The following is a 15,379-nucleotide window of genomic DNA, read 5'->3' on the forward strand; positions in this document are numbered from 1 at the left end:
ATCAACAGACCTATCCGGTTCGGGCGTGTTCTTCGCCTCTTGAGAAATTCTATCCGATTTAACTACTTCTAACTGTGTTTCGGCCCTTTCCCTATGTTTAATCTAAGCATTGATTATTTTGCTGTTGTTGAGAAAATTTCCTGACAGGCTCCGTTGCGTGTTGCTGCCATCCATAGGGATGCGACACTCGGGCGTGCACCGAGTAAGTGGTTTGGCGAAGCCGCACCGCAGCACTTGCGATCAATATGAAGGTCCGCTTTGGGCCGAAACCAAACGCCGGATATTAGTTCAGGATCAAATCATATGTCTCACCACCGCATGATAGGTCCGTGCAAAGCTATCCCATTCGTCAGATCGCAGCAAAAGACCTTCCTGTTGCTTGGCGGGTTGCAGGCAGCCTTCGCTGGCGCTCCTATCACTTTCGAGCAGCGGCGGAGCGCGACGCAAACTCCATGAGGCGTTTGAACTTCGGGCAGTCCATATGGGTCTCTGCCGGGCAATCTGCCACATGACGGAGCGCATCCCGAAGCCGGGTCAGGCCACGGATTTGTTCGTCGAGAGTATCTGCCCGGAGGTGTAATTCGGGGCGAGGTAATTTCGGTGTTCCATCTTTGGCGAACATGCCCCTGATCTCAGTAAGCGAGAATCCTGCCATTTTTCCTAAAGAGATCAAGGCGAGTTGCGTCAACGCCAAGGTCTCAAACTGCCGCCGCAGGCCATTCCTTGCAGCCGACTGGATCAGTCCAATTTCCTCATAATAGCGCAGTGTTGAGGGCGGGACGCCGCTCCTTTTAGACAAGACACCGATATCAAGAAGTTTCATGGTTGACCTCAAGTTGACTTGAAGTGGCAGAGTAACTTCTCACTGGTACACGAGACAAGAGAATTTACGATGACCGATGCGATACAGGCACAAAATCCCACTCCCATCCTGATTGCCCTCGCTGCGGCGACACTGACCGCCTCATTGGGAATCAGTATAGCGGCGGTACTGCTTCCGACACTGGCACACAGCTTCTCCGCGACAGTGTCGGAGGTGCAATGGGTCATGCTGGCTTATCTCACATCAGTGACCATCGCCGTTGTATCGGCCGGACGGCTTGGCGATCTATTCGGCCATCGTCGCTTGCTGGTTTTAGGTCTCATCGTTTTTATAGCAGCGTCAGTATTAAGCGCGACGGCTCCGAGCCTCAGCTTGTTGATCGCTGGACGTGCGTTGCAGGGGCTTGGCGGAGCGATCCTGATCGCGCTTCCGATGTCTATCGCACGTGATCTCGTCCCGACAGAGAGGTTGGGCACAGCGATGGGGTTGCTCGGGACGACTTCCGCTGCCGGGACTGCATTGGGCCCCTCGCTGGGTGGTGTGCTACTTGCTATGGGCAACTGGCGCATGGCATTCTGGTTTCTTGCCGGGTTCGCCAGTGTCACGCTTTGTCTGTCTGTCGCCTCTATCACGCGCGATTGCGAACGGAGGACCGTATCTTTCCGAAAGTTGGATTTTCCGGGAACCTTTGTGTTGGTGATAGCTCTCTCAGCCTACGCGGTGGCAACCAGCGGTGGGGCATCAAGCATTCCGTTGTCTCCGGGCGTGCTTATTTTCACTGTTTTGATCGCAATCGTCGTGTTTGGGATGGTCGAAGCCCGTGTGGCCTCTCCACTGGTGCCCATGAAATTGCTCCGCGACCAGAGAACAAGTATCGGGCTTTTGATGAACCTGCTGGTCAGTGCAATCATGATGTCAACTTTGGTTGTTGGTCCGTTCTATCTAGCTTTTTCTCTGGGATTGAACGATGCAGCCATTGGTTTGGTTATGGCGGTGGGGCCATTGGTCGCCGCGCTCGTCGGTGTTCCGGCCGGTTGGGTAACAGATCGGGTTGGCGCAGATCGCGCGATGATCATCGGCCTTGTGCAGACCACGTTTGGTCTGCTGTGCTTGGCATACCTGCCGCGATACTTCGGAGTCGGCGGCTATTTGATCTCACTCATCATGCTGACGCCTGGCTTTCAACTTTTTCTTGCCGCCAACAACACAGCAGTTCTGATCCACGCTGCCAGGGAACAGCGTGGCCGACTCTCTGGCCTCCTCGGGCTCTCGCGGAATTTGGGTCTGATGACGGGTGCTTCTGCTATATCCACACTGTTTGTTGCCATAGTCGGGACGGGAGATACTGCGAATGCTCCGGTTGCGGATATTGCACATGCTTTTTCGATGACCTTTACAGCCACTGCATGTTTGGCCCTGATCGCCATGGGATTGGCGATTTGCGGCCAAGTTCGGCACGCCCGCGAGGCACCTAACCCAGCTGAGTAAGATGGTTGAGGAAAGCGGGGCCGCTAACTGTGGGGCGATTGTGGAAAAACCGGAAATCACACTCTTTGATGAGAACGGGCTTTGAAACGGCAATGGTTAGGGGCCAACGGGAGTAATAAATGCCGTGTCTGGACAGTGAGAGATACGCATGCTGCTTCCTTTTGTGTCACACCTGTGTGTCACACCGCTGGAATGCTTGCATCTAGTTGTGTTGTTAGAGTTTGGTGGAGCCTAGGGGAGTCGAACCCCTGACCTCTTGCATGCCATGCAAGCGCTCTCCCAACTGAGCTAAGGCCCCTTCCAGGTACCGCTGAAGCGGTGGACGGACGTTTATGAGACGACGGCAATGAGCGCAAGTCCAAAAATGGATTATGCGGAAAAGATTCTGCCTCGCATCCGGGGGTAGTTTGAGGCGGCGCAACGGCCGCCCCGGACCGGTTTTAGCTTTCTTCTTCTGCTGGCATATCGGTGATTTCGTCCAGCGAAACGTCGTCACTGCTGTCGTCATCATCATCCAGCAGATCATCGTCCAGCTCGACGTCGACACTGTCGTCATCGTCCAGAACCAGATCTTCTTCCGACGCATTTTCGCGTGCTTTTGCCGACGCGGCATCTTCCGCATCTGCGGCGATCATCCGGCTCTTGCCGGTTTCAAGCTCCACGATCTCGCCGGTGTAGGGGCTGACGATCGGGTTCTTGTTCAGGTCGTAAAACCGCTTACCGGTGGTCGGGCAAACGCGTTTTACACCCCATTCTTCCTTGGGCATTTCAGATCCCCTTGATATCAGGTGAGTCGTAGTAATGATTCAGGTCACGTGCCACATGCAGCGGGCACTGTCAAAGCCTTTGAGCAGGAGAAACAGGCACATGGGGGACCACGCATTGCCCGGAAAACCGCCGGTGCCGCTAACGCTGCGCAAATCGGCCAGGGCGCGGCGTATCAGCTTGCGAATTTCTCAATTGGACGGGCGGGTTACACTGACCTACCCTAAAGGTGTCGCAGAAGCCGAGGCGCTGAATTTCGCCAAGGTCAAGGAAAACTGGATCCGTGAGCATCTTGAGGACAGACCCAACCCATTGGCCGTGGGATTCGGGCAATCAATCCCCATTGAAGGCAAAGAGAGGCGAATCGTACCGGCAGAGGGCCGACGCGTTCTGCTGCGGGACGCAGAGGTTGCAATCCCCAAAGGGGCCGAAGCCCGGCGATTGGCACGGTTCCTAAAGGAGCTGGCGCGGGATCGCCTGACCGAGGCCTGCGACGATTATGCGGCAATGCTGGGCCGACCTTATTCCAGCCTGACCTTGCGCGATACGCGGTCTCGTTGGGGATCGTGCAGTTCGACTGGTGGTCTTATGTTTTCGTGGCGCCTGATCCTCGCGCCATCGGACATCCTTCATTATGTCGCCGCGCATGAGGTCGCACATCTGGCCGAAATGAACCATTCCACCGCGTTCTGGGCGCAGGTCGAGCGCCTGTTTGGTGACTGCAAAGCCCAAAGGCGCTGGCTGCGCGACAACGGGGCGCAGCTTCACCAGTATAGATTTGATAGCGCGACGAGTTGACCGCGCGGCAATTTGTGATCACATGGGGATATGTTAAGCGCTCGCCCAACCGACACCCAACCCGCAGCTCATGATCTGGTCTATCGAGCCCTGCGCTCACGTATTATGCACGGCGACATAGCGCCCGGGCAGGCGTTGACCCTGCGCGGCATCGGCAAGGAATTTGATGTCTCAATGACGCCTGCGCGCGAAGCGGTGCGGCGACTGGTGGCCGAAGGGGCGCTGTTCCTGTCTTCTTCGGGTCGGGTGTCCACGCCCGAGCTGACCAATGACCGTATCGAAGAGCTGGCAGCCCTGCGTGCACTGCTAGAAGTCGAACTGGCCAGTCGCGCATTGCCCCGTGCACATATGGCCCTGATCGACCGATTGCAGAGTATCAACATGACCGTCGCGGAAATGGTCACGAAACGGGATGCCGTCGGTTACATCCGGTCGAACCTGGAATTCCATCGCACGCTGTATCTGCGTGCTCAGGCTCCGGCGATGCTGGCCATTGTGGAAACGGTATGGCTTCAACTAGGGCCAACAATGCGGGCGCTCTATGGGCGGTTGCGGCGGACAGAGCCGCCGCATTATCACAAGCTGATCATCGCGGCGTTGAAGGCGGGGGATGAGCCCGGATTGAGGCTGGCTGTACGGTCTGATGTGACGCAAGGGCTGCGGATGCTGGTAAGTTAAGCGGCTTGTCGCCGAAGTGATCGGGTTGCCGTTTCCAAGCACCGCAGAACTAGCTTGCGCACTTGGTCTGCGATACTCTGACCCAAATCACAACAAGAGCAGATTTCAGACATGATCAATCGACGCCTATTTTCAGTTGGACTTGGGTCAACGTTTTTGGCCGCCTGTTCCGGTGGCACGCCAACTAGCGCCCCGGCAACGCGGATGCAGGCCGTCCCCAACGCAGGCTATGACGCCTGGGTTGCCGGCTTTAAGTCCCGCGCGGCCTCGCAAGGTATTTCTCAGACCACCATCAATCGGGCCTTTCAGGGGGCGGGGTACCTGCCGGGCGTGATCGAACGAGATCGCAATCAGGTCGAATTCAAACGCTCGCTTGAGGATTATCTGGCGATTGCAGCTTCCGATGAAAGGATAGCAACCGGCAAGCAGATGCTGGTGCGCCATGCAGGAACCCTGTCAGAGATCGAGGCAAAGTACGGCGTCGATAAAGAGGTTATCGTTGCCGTCTGGGGCCTGGAAAGCCGTTATGGATCTCGCCGGGGGGACGTGCCGGTGGTGTCGGCAGTGTCGACCCTGGCTTATGACGGTCGTCGCGGCGCGTTTTTTGAAAAACAACTGATTGCTGCCCTGAAGATCATTCAAGAGGGTGACACGACGCCCGCGAACATGACCGGCAGTTGGGCCGGGGCGATGGGGCACACACAGTTCATCCCGACGTCTTATCTGGCCTATGCGGTGGATTTCACCGGTGATGGCCGTCGGGACATCTGGTCCGAGGACCCCACGGATTCTTTGGCCTCGACCGCTGCCTATCTGGCGCGGGCTGGCTGGGTGCGCGGACAGCCATGGGGCGGCGAAGCTGGCACTGTTTCGGGGACACCGGTCGCGGTGTTACAGCCGCAAACGCCGGGGCCGCGTATTGCGGTGTTCCGCAATTTCCAGGTGATCAAGCGTTATAATAACTCGGACAGCTACGCGATCGGCGTTGGGCATTTGTCTGACCGGATCGCCGGTGGTGCGCCGTTTCAGGCTTCGTTCGGTCCAGATGCGACCGGGTTGACGCTGGAGGATCGAAAAGAGCTGCAGCGCCGTCTGACATCCGCAGGGTACGACACGCAGGGCGCGGATGGGGTTATCGGCAACAACACGAAATCTGCCATCAGCGCGTATCAACGCGCCAGTGGTTTCGCCGTAACCGGGGAGCCTTCAGCGGCTTTGTTGCGCCAGCTCGGCGGCTGACGGTTTATGCCGCCAACCCTTTAGACCCGATATCCAGGAACTTTTGGCGGCGGTCCTTGATCAGGGCTGCCGCATCCTTGCCATCCAGCTCTTTCAGCATGGCAGCAATGGCGCCACGTACAGAGTCGACCGTTGCGGCGCGGTCGCGATGTGCGCCGCCTTTGGGTTCGGTGATGATGTGATCACAGACGCCCAGCTTTTGCAGGTCTTGTGCGGTCAAGCGCAGGGCTTCGGCGGCCTCACGCATTTTCTCCGAATCTTTCCACAGGATCGACGCGCAGCCTTCGGGCGAGATCACCGAATAAACCGAATGCTCCAGCATCGCGACGCGGTTTGCCGTGGCAAATGCCACCGCACCGCCGGAACCACCTTCGCCGATGATCACAGACACCAAAGGCACGCCGATCTTCAGGCACATCTCGGTCGACCGTGCGATGGCCTCGGACTGACCGCGTTCTTCGGCACCTTTGCCCGGATATGCGCCGGCCGTGTCGATCAGGGTGATGACGGGCAAACCGAAACGTCCGGCCATTTCCATCAGGCGCACGGCCTTGCGATACCCCTCGGGTCGGGCCATGCCGAAATTTCGTTCAATCCGCGATTTGGTATCCGAGCCTTTTTCGTGTCCGATCACCATGACAGGCTGATCATCGAAACGGGCCAGACCACCAATCACAGCCAGATCGTCGGCAAAGTTGCGATCACCTGCCAGCGGCGTGAATTCGGTAAACAACTCTGCCACGTAATCCTGGCAATGGGGGCGTTCGGGGTGACGCGCGACCTGACATTTCCGCCACGGAGTGAGGTCACCGTAAAGCTCGTCCAGCAGCTTGGCAGCCTTGGCGTCCAGCGCAGCGGCTTCTTCGGCCACGTCCATCTCTTCGTTGGCACGGGCCAGCGCGCGCAGTTCCTCGGCCTTGCCTTCGATCTCGGCCAGGGGTTTTTCGAAATCCAGATACTGGGTCATGACGCCTCTCAACGCGGAAGTTCCATGCTATATGAACTTGCTGTCAGAGGAATGCAACACAAGGTAAAGCGGGCCCAGATCAAGGACTGCGTCGGTATGGGTCACTTCACAGGTACGTAGCTGGACGGTAGGCCGTTTTCGTCAGCGTTCACCATGTAGTACTGGTTCTCGCCGCTGTCCCAGACCAGAAATGCGTCCGCGCCTTCGGGTTTGGTCTGTTCGCCCCATGGGGCCTGAATGGTCAGAGCATCGTTTTTTGCATATCCCAGATCTGACAGGCGCAGCATATCAACCGGTGTTGTCTTGAGCGCGCCGACAATGCCGGGCGCCTGATCTTCGAACATCGCCTTGACCTCAGGGGTCATGTCCAGCCGTTCGATCAGGCGCGTATTCTTGGCGGCAACATCGTCCAGGGAAACCAGCTCGTAGGCCTCGTCAAACGTGCTCTTTCCGATGATGTAGAAGTCCGGGCCATCCTTGCGGAACTGCAGCGCAATGATCGAGCCGGTATTCTCGGTCAGGTAAGCCTGATCGTAACTGGTGCCATCAACCGAACCGAGGTTGTCGCGGATCGCCTCGGGGATGGCGTCGAAGTCATCGCTGTTCAGCTGCCAGCCCAGGATTGGGCGATCCTTGATATAGGCTTCGGGCGCCGGGTTATGCTGGCTGACACGTTCAGAAATAATGGATTGTGTCTGGACGTCATCGGCCTGCGCAATAGCCGGCATTGCGGCAAGGATGGCGGCAAACAGGATTTGGTGGAGCGGGCGAGATGGATTGTTCATATCAGTCCTCATTTACCATGTTGAATAATCTATTGATCTCGAGAGTAATACGCCCAGTGTAACATTCTTACGTGTGTTATCCGATGTGAATTCAGCGAGATTTGTGGCTGCGGCATATGCATCCGTAGGGGGGGGCAAATAGAAAGGATGCTGATGACGACCCGTTATGAAGACCGCGTTTTGCGAGTGTTGGCCCACGTTCACGATAATCAGGCTGAAGACCTGCCGCTGAAATTGCTCAGTTCGGGTATAGAACCGGGTAGAGCGAGCCGACGAGCAGAGCCGCCATTGTCCAGTTAAAAACCATCAACCGGCGCGGGTTTGTCAGGATGCGCGCCATTTGCTGTCCCAGAACGGTCCATGTGCTGACCGAGGGCAGGTTGACTGCCCCGAAAACAAGGGCCACCACAATGATCGCCTGAAGGGTCTGATCAGGTGTGTAGGCGGTTGTGGCTGTCAGGGCCATGGCCCAGGCCTTTGGGTTGACCCACTGAAAGGCTGCTGCCTGCAGGAACGTCATCGGCGTGCCTGTCGTGTTTTGCCCCTTCGCCGGGGCGGCATGTGCGATTTTCCAAGCAAGGAACAGAAGATATGCAACAGAGGCGAATTTCAGCACCGTGTAGCTGATCGGATATCTGTCGAATAGCTGCACCAGCCCGGTGCCGACCAATAGCACCATGAAGGTAAACCCAAGCCCGATCCCCAGCATGTGCGGGATGCTCTTTCGAAATCCGAAATTGGCCCCAGACGCCATCAGCATCAGGTTGTTGGGTCCAGGTGTAATGGACGAGACAAAAGCAAAGGCGATCAGGGCCAGAAGGATATCGTAGGTCATAAGTTGGATAATTGCTGCAAACCGAACAAATGAAATTGCGTTTTAATGCGCGATCTCGTTAATATCACAATCAATGGCGAAAATTGACCACATAAATCAGCAAATATTGCGAGAACTTTCGCAAGACGGCCGCATCAGTAATCTGGATCTGGCGGACCGGGTAGGGTTGTCTCCTTCTGCCTGCCTGCGCCGCGTGCAGGAGCTGGAGCGTTCGGGTGTAATCTCGGGCTACCGCGCAGTCTTGAATCCATCCGAGATTGGTGTCGGATTCGTCGCCTATATCGGCGTTGGGCTGGGTGAACATACCAAAGCTGCCCAGGAAGGGTTCGAACGCGCCCTTCAACGTGTGCCGGAAGTGGTCGAATGCCACAATATCACGGGGACCATCGAATACCTGTTGCGCGTGGAATGCGCGGACTTACCTTCGTACAAGACATTCCACACCGAAGTTCTGGGAACACTGCCGCATGTGACGTCGATCACGTCTTATGTGGTGATGGATTCACCCAAAGATATGCGCGCCTGACGTTTGAATTGTTATCTTCAACCGGCTTGCCGGGTGAATTTTCACAGCCTAGTGTCTTCTCAAGGACCTGATCGAAGGGGAACAACCCCAACAGGCCACACACAGGGAGAAGATAATGAAATTTGTTCGCATTGGAGCGCTGATAGCAGCTGCGGCGTTTATCGCCAGTTCAGCAGTGGCCGCGCCGCTCAAATTACAGCCCGCCAGTCCGCAACCCAGTCCAAAAGCGGGATTGAATGTAAAATATGTGGGAACTGGTACTCAGCGCAAAATCCGCAATCTCACTCATGCCAAGCAGTTATTGCCTAAGGCCCAGCCGGGGCAGCCGCTGATCGGTTTGGATTATAGGGATACAAACGAGGGCGAGGATGTTTTGACATTCGACCACCACTATAATGTCGCTGCAGAAATCACCGGTTACATGCGCTTTGACTCACCGGGCGTTTACGAGTTGGAGACATGGTCAAACGATGGAATCGATGCCTGGGTCGGCGGGCAGCAGATCGGCAAAGTCAATAGTATTCAGGGGTGTGAGGCCAATCAACGAACTGAAGTAGAGGTGCCGAAGGCGGGCTGGTATCCGCTGAAGATAATCTATTTTCAGAAGCTCGGTACATCTTGCCTGATGATGAAGTCAGGAAAGAAAGGTGAGCGTTTTACATGGACGCCTAACGACGTCTTTGGCCGTTAGGCCCAAATAAGGCGCCCCTAAGGACGCCTTATTCAATTATATCAGTTCGCGGCAATCAATTCGGCCTGCGCCACGATCACCTCGGCCTGTTTGATCGAGGCGATGTCGACCAGACGGCCCTTGTAAACGGTTGCGCCTTCGCCATTGGCTTTGGCCTGCTCCATCGCAGCCAGGATTTCGCGTGCCTCGGACACGGCTTCATCCGACGGGGTGAAGACCTGGTTGGCCAACGCGATCTGCTTGGGGTGGATCGCCCATTTTCCGACCATACCCAAGGTAGCCGAACGTTTCGCTTGCGCGATGTAACCTTCGTCGTCTGAGAAGTCGCCAAAGGGTCCGTCCACGGGCAGAACGCCATGTGTCCGGCATGCAGCAACAATGGCAGCCTGCGCCCAATGCCACGGGTCGGACCAGTGTTTTTCACCTTCGCGCAGCATGTAATAGTTTTCCTGCGTGCCGCCGATACCGGTGGTCTGCATCCCCATCGAGGCTGCAAAATCTGCTGCACCCAGGCTCATCGCTTGCATGCGCGGAGACGAGGCCGCGATTTCTTCGACATGGGCAACGCCAGCTGCGGATTCGATGATGACCTCAAAGCTGACGGGCTTTGTACGGCCCTTGGCGCGCTCGATGGCGGTGACCAGCGCGTCTACGGCGTAGACATCTGCCGCGCAGCCGACCTTGGGGATCATGATCTGATCCAGCCGGTCGCCGGCTTGTTCCAGCAGGTCCACCACATCGCGGTACCAATAGGGTGTGTCCAGTCCGTTGATGCGCACGGACATGTATTTGTTGCCCCAATCGACGGTGTTCAGCGCTTCGATCACATTTGCGCGCGCGGCGTCCTTGTCCGACGGCGCGACCGAGTCCTCAAGGTCGAGGTTGATTACGTCTGCGGCCGACGCGGCCATTTTCGGGAACAGCTTGGTGTTTGATCCCGGTCCGAACAACTGGCAACGGTTGGGGCGCGCGGGGGCGGCGGGTTGGATGCGAAAGCTCATCTGGACCTCGTGCGAGAAAGGAAATTACGATTTTCTTGCCTCATGGGGTATTAAATTGCGCAAGCCATAGCAAGCATCTTTGTGCAGGTGCGGCAATGCAATCGCAGCAATTGCCGCAATACAGGGTCAAAACAGTGATTAAAGTTTAATCGCTTTGGAAACTTGAAAGATTAGTGCGCCATTTAGGAAGAAGGCGCAAAAATTTCCCACCTGACGGGGCGTTGTCAGACGAAAACGCGAAACACTCGTGGAAATCGTCCCCTAGATTGCGCCAGAATCAAAGGAGTAAACCGCAATGATCGAGACACCGTACCTGCTGTTTTTGGGCGATGCGCCCGACCAATTGGCGGCCAAAGTTGCAATCGGCATCAAGGACTGGCGTCCTGAGAATGCCGTTGGCCAGTACCGTATGGAAGGTTGCAAGGCCGATCTGGGCCTGACCGACATGTCCCTGACCGAGGCGAAAGAAGCCGGCGCCAAGACGCTGGTTATCGGCGTTGCCAACCGTGGTGGCGTGATCAGCCAGGAATGGAAAAAGGTTCTGGTCATGGCGTTGGAGGAAGGCTTTGACCTGGCCTCTGGTCTGCACAACCTGCTATGCGACGAACCCGATCTGGTGGCTGTTGCTGAAGCCACCGGCCGCAAGCTGCACGATGTTCGCGTACCTTCGGTGGAATACCCGATTGCAAACGGCATCAAGCGCAAGGGCAAGCGCTGTCTGGCTGTTGGCACCGATTGCTCTGTCGGCAAAATGTACACGGCGATGGCGATGGATGCCGAGATGCGCGAGCGCGGCATGAAGTCGACCTTCCGCGCAACCGGTCAGACAGGCATTCTGATCACCGGGGACGGTGTGCCGCTGGATGCGGTCATTGCCGATTTCATGGCCGGTTCGGTCGAATGGCTGACGCCTGACAACGATGACGATCACTGGGATCTGATCGAAGGGCAGGGGTCGCTGTTCCACGTGTCTTATTCCGGTGTGACCATGGCGCTGATCCACGGCGGCCAGCCGGATGCGCTGATCCTGAGCCACGAGCCGACCCGCGACCATATGCGTGGTCTGCCGACCTATCAGTTGCCGACCCTGGAAGCGCTGCGCGACACGGCATTGGGTCTGGCCAAGGTTGCCAACCCGGATTGCCAGGTCGTTGGTATTTCGGTCAACACGCAGCACATGTCCGAAGAGGACGCCACCGCATATCTGGCCAAGGTTGAGGCCGATATGGGCCTGCCCGCGACTGACCCGTTCCGCTTTGGTTCGGGCAAGCTGGTGGATGCGCTGGCCGCACTGTGATCTAAGCGGCGCGTCGGAGGCGGGCTTGTCCGCCTTCGGCGAAAGTATTTTGAAAAAGATGAAGGAGCTGGCGCGTGCAGGTAGAAGTCTCTCGTGACGTGTTTCGGCTGGCGCAGGTCTTTACGATCTCGCGCGGGTCTCGGACCGAGGCCAAGGTGCTGACGGTTCGGATTTCTGACGGTACCCATCAGGGGTGGGGCGAATGCGTGCCCTATGCCAGGTACGATGAAACGCTGGATTCGGTCGAAGCCGAGATCGCAGCTTTGCCTGCCGAGTTTACCCGTGACAGCCTGATGGACCTTTTACCTGCCGGGGCGGCGCGGAATGCGGTTGATTGCGCCCTTTGGGACCTAGAGGCCAAGCGCGCTGGAAAGCGCGCCTGGGATCTGGCCGGGCTGTCGGTTCCGGGGCCAGAAATCACAGCGTATACGCTGTCGCTGGATACCCCGGAAAAGATGCAGGCGCAGGCCGCAGCCAATGCGCATCGGCCCTTGCTGAAGATCAAATTGGGCACACCGGATGACATGCCCCGGCTGGAGGCTGTGCGCTCAGGCGCACCAGATGCCACGATCATCGTGGACGCCAACGAAGGTTGGTCAGCTGCGGTCTATGCCGACCTTGCCCCGCATCTGATGCGTTTGGGTGTGGCCCTGGTCGAGCAGCCTTTGCCCGCCGGGGAAGATGACGCCTTGATTGGAATGGAGCGCCCTGTGCCGGTGTGTGCTGATGAGTCCTGTCATGATCGCACAAGCCTTCCGGGCCTCAAGGGTAAGTACGATGTAGTCAACATCAAACTGGATAAAACGGGCGGCCTGACCGAGGCGCTGGCCCTGCGCCAGCAGGCGCTGGCTGAAGGCTATCGCGTGATGGTCGGCTGCATGGTTGGCAGCTCTTTGGCTATGGCACCTGCGACACTGTTGGCACAGGGTGTGATGGTGACAGACCTTGACGGCCCGCTTCTGCTGGCCGAAGACCGCGACAACCCGCTGATTTTTGATGATGCCGGAGTGCACCCGCCCAAAGCGGACCTCTGGGGCTGAGGAGACAAGACATGACCCGCACCGTTTTTGTAAATGGCGAATACCTGCCCGAGACCGAGGCCAAAGTGTCGATCTTTGACCGTGGTTTTCTGTTCGCAGACGCTGTCTACGAGGTTACCAGCGTTTTGGATGGCAAGCTGATCGATTTCGAAGGTCACGCCGTGCGTCTGAAGCGGTCTCTGGATGAGCTGGAGATGGCTGAGCCCTGCACCAAGGATGAGCTGCTTGAAATTCATCGCAAGTTGGTAGAGCTGAACGGCATCGAAGAAGGGCTTATCTACCTGCAGGTCAGCCGTGGATCGGATGGCGATCGCGATTTTGTATTCCCTTCTGTGGACACCAAGCCGAGCCTCGTGCTGTTCACCCAGAACAAGCCTGGCCTGGCCGATAGCCCAGCCGCCAAGAAGGGTGCTAAGATCATCTCGATCGAAGACATCCGCTGGGGCCGCCGCGACATCAAGACCGTTCAGCTGCTGTACCCGTCCATGGGTAAGATGATGGCCAAGAAGGCTGGCTGTGACGATGCGTGGTTGATAGAGGACGGTTATGTGACCGAAGGCACCAGCAACAACGCCTACTACGTCAAGGACGGCAAGATCGTCACCCGCCCACTGTCGAATGACATTCTGCACGGCATCACCCGCAAGGCCGTCCTGCGCATGGCCGCCGAAGCGCAGATGGAAGTGGAAGAACGCCTGTTCACCATTGATGAGGCGAAGGAAGCGGATGAGGCTTTCACCACTTCTGCCAGTGCGTTTGTCATGCCCGTGGTCGAGATTGACGGGGTTGCGCTGGGCGACGGTACACCGGGACCAATCGCCAAGCGTTTGCGGGAAATCTATTTGGACGAAAGCCGCAAGGTCGCAATCTAAAGAAAAGGCCCGCCAGATTGGCGGGCCTCTTTCGGTTTGGGCGTCAGCCCTTGTTCGTTACATTCTCTTCGAACGCGACTTTGAAGGCGGCCTGTTTTTCCGGGCTGGCGTCGGTCTGGTATTTGGCTTTCCACTCATCCATGGTCATGCCGTAGAAAATTTGACGGGCTTCGTCCTTGCCCATCTGAATACCTTTTTCGTTGGCTGCTTCCTGATACCACCGCGACAGGCAGTTGCGGCAGAACCCGGCGAGATTCATCATATCGATGTTCTGCACATCGGTGCGATCCTCCATCAGATGCTGTTGCAAGCGACGGAATGCGGCGGCCTGAAGTTCGATTTCGGTTTGCTTGTCCATGGTCTGGCTCCGGATGACAGGAATGCGTGCTGTATGTGACCTAGCGGCCCGGGGGCGATGATTCAACAATCAGCGTATCAGGCCAGTTTCAAAGCCAGCCATGGGGTGATGCAGAAGATCAGCGTCAGGATCTTATAATTTGCCAGGTACCGGAAGTAAGCCCGTTTCACTGCGGGGCGCTCCATCTGGAACATTTTGCCGTGAATGCCAGCGATCCAGTCCTGCAACAGCAATATCATCATTGTGGTGAACAGCAGAACCGCGATGTTGAGCACGGCCATCCAGCCAAAGACGGACGTCAGAAATTCCTGAGTCATAGTGGCCTCCTTTACCCCTATAATATGGGGTCTGGGGTTGGCTCTCACAATGAAGTGAGGGCTTTTGTCACAAGCCGCTTTGGTCCAGCGCGTCCTGCAGGATAGGGGCTAGCCGCTCGGCCCATTCTCGCTGTCCTGCGTGTTCGGCAATCAGATCATTGCGCAGCTCGATCAGTGCGTTGGGGCGACCAAAACTGGTACAGTGTTTGTCAATGGCATCACCGGGCAGCACGCCGGTATAGGGTTCATTAACGCCGACGCAAAGGTCACCCTCGGCCTCTAGACGGCTGATCAACGGGCCCGAGAAACGTTCGTCCGGAGTATGCAAAACCCCAATATGCCACGGGCGGGGATCACGACCCCTTAATTGCCGCGTGAACGAGTGCATCGACACGATCACTGCATGCGGCAACGCGGCCATCTGCGCAAGCGCGTCATGATACGGGCGATAACACATGTTCAAACGCCGCTCTCGTTCTACCGCATCAGCGTGCCGGTTGCCGGGAATGATCGACCCGTCATAGAGCTTCATCAACAAGGTCGGATCATCCTCGCCGCGGTTCGGATCAATCACGAGGCGGGAAAAATTGGCTGCGATCACGGGCGCATTCAAAAGCTCACCCAGATGCTTTGAAACCTCGTAGGCACCTACATCATAAGCGATGTGGCGTTCCATATCTTCACGAGGTAGGCCAAGATCGCCACCGTGGATTTCGGGCGGAACCAAGTTGGATGCGTGGTCGCATGTGATCAGCCAGCGCGAGGGCCGATCCGCGCCGTGGATAAAAAACGGGGAATACGTCATAAGCCTGTCATCTAGTTTGTCGCAGGTTTAGGGCAGTTGCTTTGAAAAGGGAATTGCGCAATAAGCAGGCGGAGCAATGTTTGCGGTAACATTT

At 57.0% G+C, this 15,379-nt stretch carries 18 protein-coding genes and 1 tRNA gene; 9 read left to right on the forward strand and 10 right to left on the reverse strand.

Going from position 1 to position 15,379, the window contains the following annotated elements:
- Positions 1-415: 415 nt before the first annotated feature.
- The gene (locus AC2FIO_RS14255; protein WP_282120794.1) at positions 416-823 is read right to left on the reverse strand and encodes a helix-turn-helix domain-containing protein; all 408 of its coding nucleotides are present in this window, start codon (positions 821-823) and stop codon (positions 416-418) included.
- Between the two features lie 69 nt (positions 824-892).
- Here AC2FIO_RS14255 and AC2FIO_RS14260 point away from each other — a divergent pair, with 69 nt between their 5' ends.
- A complete protein-coding gene (locus tag AC2FIO_RS14260; RefSeq protein ID WP_496698437.1) occupies positions 893-2,311 on the forward strand; it encodes an MFS transporter in 1,419 nt (472 codons plus the stop codon).
- Positions 2,312-2,533: 222 nt separating this feature from the next.
- Here AC2FIO_RS14260 and AC2FIO_RS14265 read toward each other — a convergent pair.
- Together AC2FIO_RS14265 and AC2FIO_RS14270 are read right to left on the reverse strand one after the other, a co-directional pair.
- A tRNA-Ala gene (locus AC2FIO_RS14265) sits at positions 2,534-2,609 on the reverse strand.
- A 142-nt stretch (positions 2,610-2,751) separates the two neighbouring features.
- Positions 2,752-3,078, reverse strand: a complete 327-nt coding sequence (locus tag AC2FIO_RS14270; protein WP_108861356.1) for a TIGR02300 family protein — start codon at positions 3,076-3,078, stop codon at positions 2,752-2,754.
- Positions 3,079-3,178: 100 nt separating this feature from the next.
- Between AC2FIO_RS14270 and AC2FIO_RS14275 the strand changes: the two genes are divergently transcribed.
- From AC2FIO_RS14275 to AC2FIO_RS14285, 3 genes are all read left to right on the forward strand, one after another.
- Entirely contained in the window at positions 3,179-3,874 is a 696-nt protein-coding gene (locus tag AC2FIO_RS14275) for a M48 family metallopeptidase (protein WP_058273366.1), read from the forward strand.
- 30 nt (positions 3,875-3,904) lie between these two features.
- Positions 3,905-4,552 (forward strand): GntR family transcriptional regulator, encoded by a 648-nt coding sequence (locus AC2FIO_RS14280; RefSeq protein WP_058279022.1) that lies wholly within the window; start codon positions 3,905-3,907, stop codon positions 4,550-4,552.
- 111 nt (positions 4,553-4,663) lie between these two features.
- Positions 4,664-5,791: a lytic murein transglycosylase gene (locus AC2FIO_RS14285; protein WP_496698440.1), complete on the forward strand. Its 1,128-nt coding sequence runs from the start codon at positions 4,664-4,666 to the stop codon at positions 5,789-5,791.
- A gap of 4 nt (positions 5,792-5,795) precedes the next feature.
- Here AC2FIO_RS14285 and AC2FIO_RS14290 read toward each other — a convergent pair whose 3' ends face one another.
- The 3 genes from AC2FIO_RS14290 to AC2FIO_RS14300 all read right to left on the reverse strand — a co-directional run bounded on the left by AC2FIO_RS14290 (position 5,796) and on the right by AC2FIO_RS14300 (position 8,378).
- Positions 5,796-6,758 (reverse strand): acetyl-CoA carboxylase carboxyltransferase subunit alpha, encoded by a 963-nt coding sequence (locus AC2FIO_RS14290; RefSeq protein ID WP_108861352.1) that lies wholly within the window; start codon positions 6,756-6,758, stop codon positions 5,796-5,798.
- A 101-nt stretch (positions 6,759-6,859) separates the two neighbouring features.
- Positions 6,860-7,543, reverse strand: coding sequence for a hypothetical protein (locus AC2FIO_RS14295; RefSeq protein WP_496698442.1), 684 nt, complete (start codon positions 7,541-7,543; stop codon positions 6,860-6,862).
- Positions 7,544-7,781: 238 nt separating this feature from the next.
- The gene (locus tag AC2FIO_RS14300; protein WP_109312213.1) at positions 7,782-8,378 is read right to left on the reverse strand and encodes a LysE family translocator; all 597 of its coding nucleotides are present in this window, start codon (positions 8,376-8,378) and stop codon (positions 7,782-7,784) included.
- Between the two features lie 73 nt (positions 8,379-8,451).
- Between AC2FIO_RS14300 and AC2FIO_RS14305 the strand changes: the two genes are divergently transcribed.
- Both AC2FIO_RS14305 and AC2FIO_RS14310 read left to right on the forward strand, forming a co-directional pair.
- Positions 8,452-8,904, forward strand: coding sequence for an Lrp/AsnC family transcriptional regulator (locus AC2FIO_RS14305; RefSeq protein WP_058273360.1), 453 nt, complete (start codon positions 8,452-8,454; stop codon positions 8,902-8,904).
- Between the two features lie 115 nt (positions 8,905-9,019).
- Positions 9,020-9,595 (forward strand): PA14 domain-containing protein, encoded by a 576-nt coding sequence (locus AC2FIO_RS14310; RefSeq protein ID WP_109312215.1) that lies wholly within the window; start codon positions 9,020-9,022, stop codon positions 9,593-9,595.
- Between the two features lie 41 nt (positions 9,596-9,636).
- Here the strand turns inward: AC2FIO_RS14310 and AC2FIO_RS14315 are convergent, their stop codons facing one another.
- On the reverse strand, positions 9,637-10,596 hold the full coding sequence (locus AC2FIO_RS14315; RefSeq protein ID WP_058279015.1) for an L-malyl-CoA/beta-methylmalyl-CoA lyase: 960 nt from the start codon (positions 10,594-10,596) through the stop codon (positions 9,637-9,639).
- A 295-nt stretch (positions 10,597-10,891) separates the two neighbouring features.
- On the opposite strand from AC2FIO_RS14315, the gene dgcN reads away from it, so the two are divergent.
- The 3 genes from dgcN (at position 10,892) to AC2FIO_RS14330 (ending at position 13,805) form a co-directional block, all read left to right on the forward strand.
- Complete coding sequence (gene dgcN, locus AC2FIO_RS14320; protein WP_058279014.1) at positions 10,892-11,893, forward strand: N-acetyltransferase DgcN; 1,002 nt, start codon at positions 10,892-10,894, stop codon at positions 11,891-11,893.
- Between the two features lie 74 nt (positions 11,894-11,967).
- Entirely contained in the window at positions 11,968-12,933 is a 966-nt protein-coding gene (gene dgcA, locus AC2FIO_RS14325; protein WP_496698447.1) for an N-acetyl-D-Glu racemase DgcA, read from the forward strand.
- Positions 12,934-12,944: 11 nt separating this feature from the next.
- A complete protein-coding gene (locus AC2FIO_RS14330; protein WP_496698448.1) occupies positions 12,945-13,805 on the forward strand; it encodes a D-amino-acid transaminase in 861 nt (286 codons plus the stop codon).
- Between the two features lie 43 nt (positions 13,806-13,848).
- Here AC2FIO_RS14330 and AC2FIO_RS14335 read toward each other — a convergent pair whose 3' ends face one another.
- The 3 genes from AC2FIO_RS14335 to AC2FIO_RS14345 form a co-directional block, all read right to left on the reverse strand.
- Positions 13,849-14,163, reverse strand: a complete 315-nt coding sequence (locus tag AC2FIO_RS14335) for a DUF1244 domain-containing protein (protein ID WP_496698450.1) — start codon at positions 14,161-14,163, stop codon at positions 13,849-13,851.
- Between the two features lie 77 nt (positions 14,164-14,240).
- Positions 14,241-14,480: a DUF6868 family protein gene (locus AC2FIO_RS14340; protein ID WP_058273353.1), complete on the reverse strand. Its 240-nt coding sequence runs from the start codon at positions 14,478-14,480 to the stop codon at positions 14,241-14,243.
- Positions 14,481-14,547: 67 nt separating this feature from the next.
- Positions 14,548-15,285: an N-formylglutamate amidohydrolase gene (locus tag AC2FIO_RS14345; protein WP_496698453.1), complete on the reverse strand. Its 738-nt coding sequence runs from the start codon at positions 15,283-15,285 to the stop codon at positions 14,548-14,550.
- Between the last annotated feature and the right edge of the window lie 94 nt (positions 15,286-15,379).

This window comes from Ruegeria sp. CDSB086 (genome assembly GCF_059611065.1).

What these genes read in the sequence shown, in the direction of transcription:
- AC2FIO_RS14270 (WP_108861356.1), bottom strand. Translation starts at nt 3,078, where the DNA reads ATGCCCAAGGAAGAATGGGGTGTAAAACGCGTTTGCCCGACCACCGGT.
- AC2FIO_RS14330 (WP_496698448.1), top strand. Translation starts at nt 12,945, where the DNA reads ATGACCCGCACCGTTTTTGTAAATGGCGAATACCTGCCCGAGACCGAG.
- AC2FIO_RS14295 (WP_496698442.1), bottom strand. Translation starts at nt 7,543, where the DNA reads ATGAACAATCCATCTCGCCCGCTCCACCAAATCCTGTTTGCCGCCATC.
- AC2FIO_RS14315 (WP_058279015.1), bottom strand. Translation starts at nt 10,596, where the DNA reads ATGAGCTTTCGCATCCAACCCGCCGCCCCCGCGCGCCCCAACCGTTGC.
- AC2FIO_RS14290 (WP_108861352.1), bottom strand. Translation starts at nt 6,758, where the DNA reads ATGACCCAGTATCTGGATTTCGAAAAACCCCTGGCCGAGATCGAAGGC.
- AC2FIO_RS14305 (WP_058273360.1), top strand. Translation starts at nt 8,452, where the DNA reads ATGGCGAAAATTGACCACATAAATCAGCAAATATTGCGAGAACTTTCG.
- AC2FIO_RS14275 (WP_058273366.1), top strand. Translation starts at nt 3,179, where the DNA reads ATGGGGGACCACGCATTGCCCGGAAAACCGCCGGTGCCGCTAACGCTG.
- AC2FIO_RS14300 (WP_109312213.1), bottom strand. Translation starts at nt 8,378, where the DNA reads ATGACCTACGATATCCTTCTGGCCCTGATCGCCTTTGCTTTTGTCTCG.
- AC2FIO_RS14280 (WP_058279022.1), top strand. Translation starts at nt 3,905, where the DNA reads ATGTTAAGCGCTCGCCCAACCGACACCCAACCCGCAGCTCATGATCTG.
- dgcN (WP_058279014.1), top strand. Translation starts at nt 10,892, where the DNA reads ATGATCGAGACACCGTACCTGCTGTTTTTGGGCGATGCGCCCGACCAA.
- AC2FIO_RS14310 (WP_109312215.1), top strand. Translation starts at nt 9,020, where the DNA reads ATGAAATTTGTTCGCATTGGAGCGCTGATAGCAGCTGCGGCGTTTATC.
- AC2FIO_RS14340 (WP_058273353.1), bottom strand. Translation starts at nt 14,480, where the DNA reads ATGACTCAGGAATTTCTGACGTCCGTCTTTGGCTGGATGGCCGTGCTC.
- AC2FIO_RS14345 (WP_496698453.1), bottom strand. Translation starts at nt 15,285, where the DNA reads ATGACGTATTCCCCGTTTTTTATCCACGGCGCGGATCGGCCCTCGCGC.
- AC2FIO_RS14255 (WP_282120794.1), bottom strand. Translation starts at nt 823, where the DNA reads ATGAAACTTCTTGATATCGGTGTCTTGTCTAAAAGGAGCGGCGTCCCG.
- AC2FIO_RS14335 (WP_496698450.1), bottom strand. Translation starts at nt 14,163, where the DNA reads ATGGACAAGCAAACCGAAATCGAACTTCAGGCCGCCGCATTCCGTCGC.
- AC2FIO_RS14260 (WP_496698437.1), top strand. Translation starts at nt 893, where the DNA reads ATGACCGATGCGATACAGGCACAAAATCCCACTCCCATCCTGATTGCC.
- AC2FIO_RS14285 (WP_496698440.1), top strand. Translation starts at nt 4,664, where the DNA reads ATGATCAATCGACGCCTATTTTCAGTTGGACTTGGGTCAACGTTTTTG.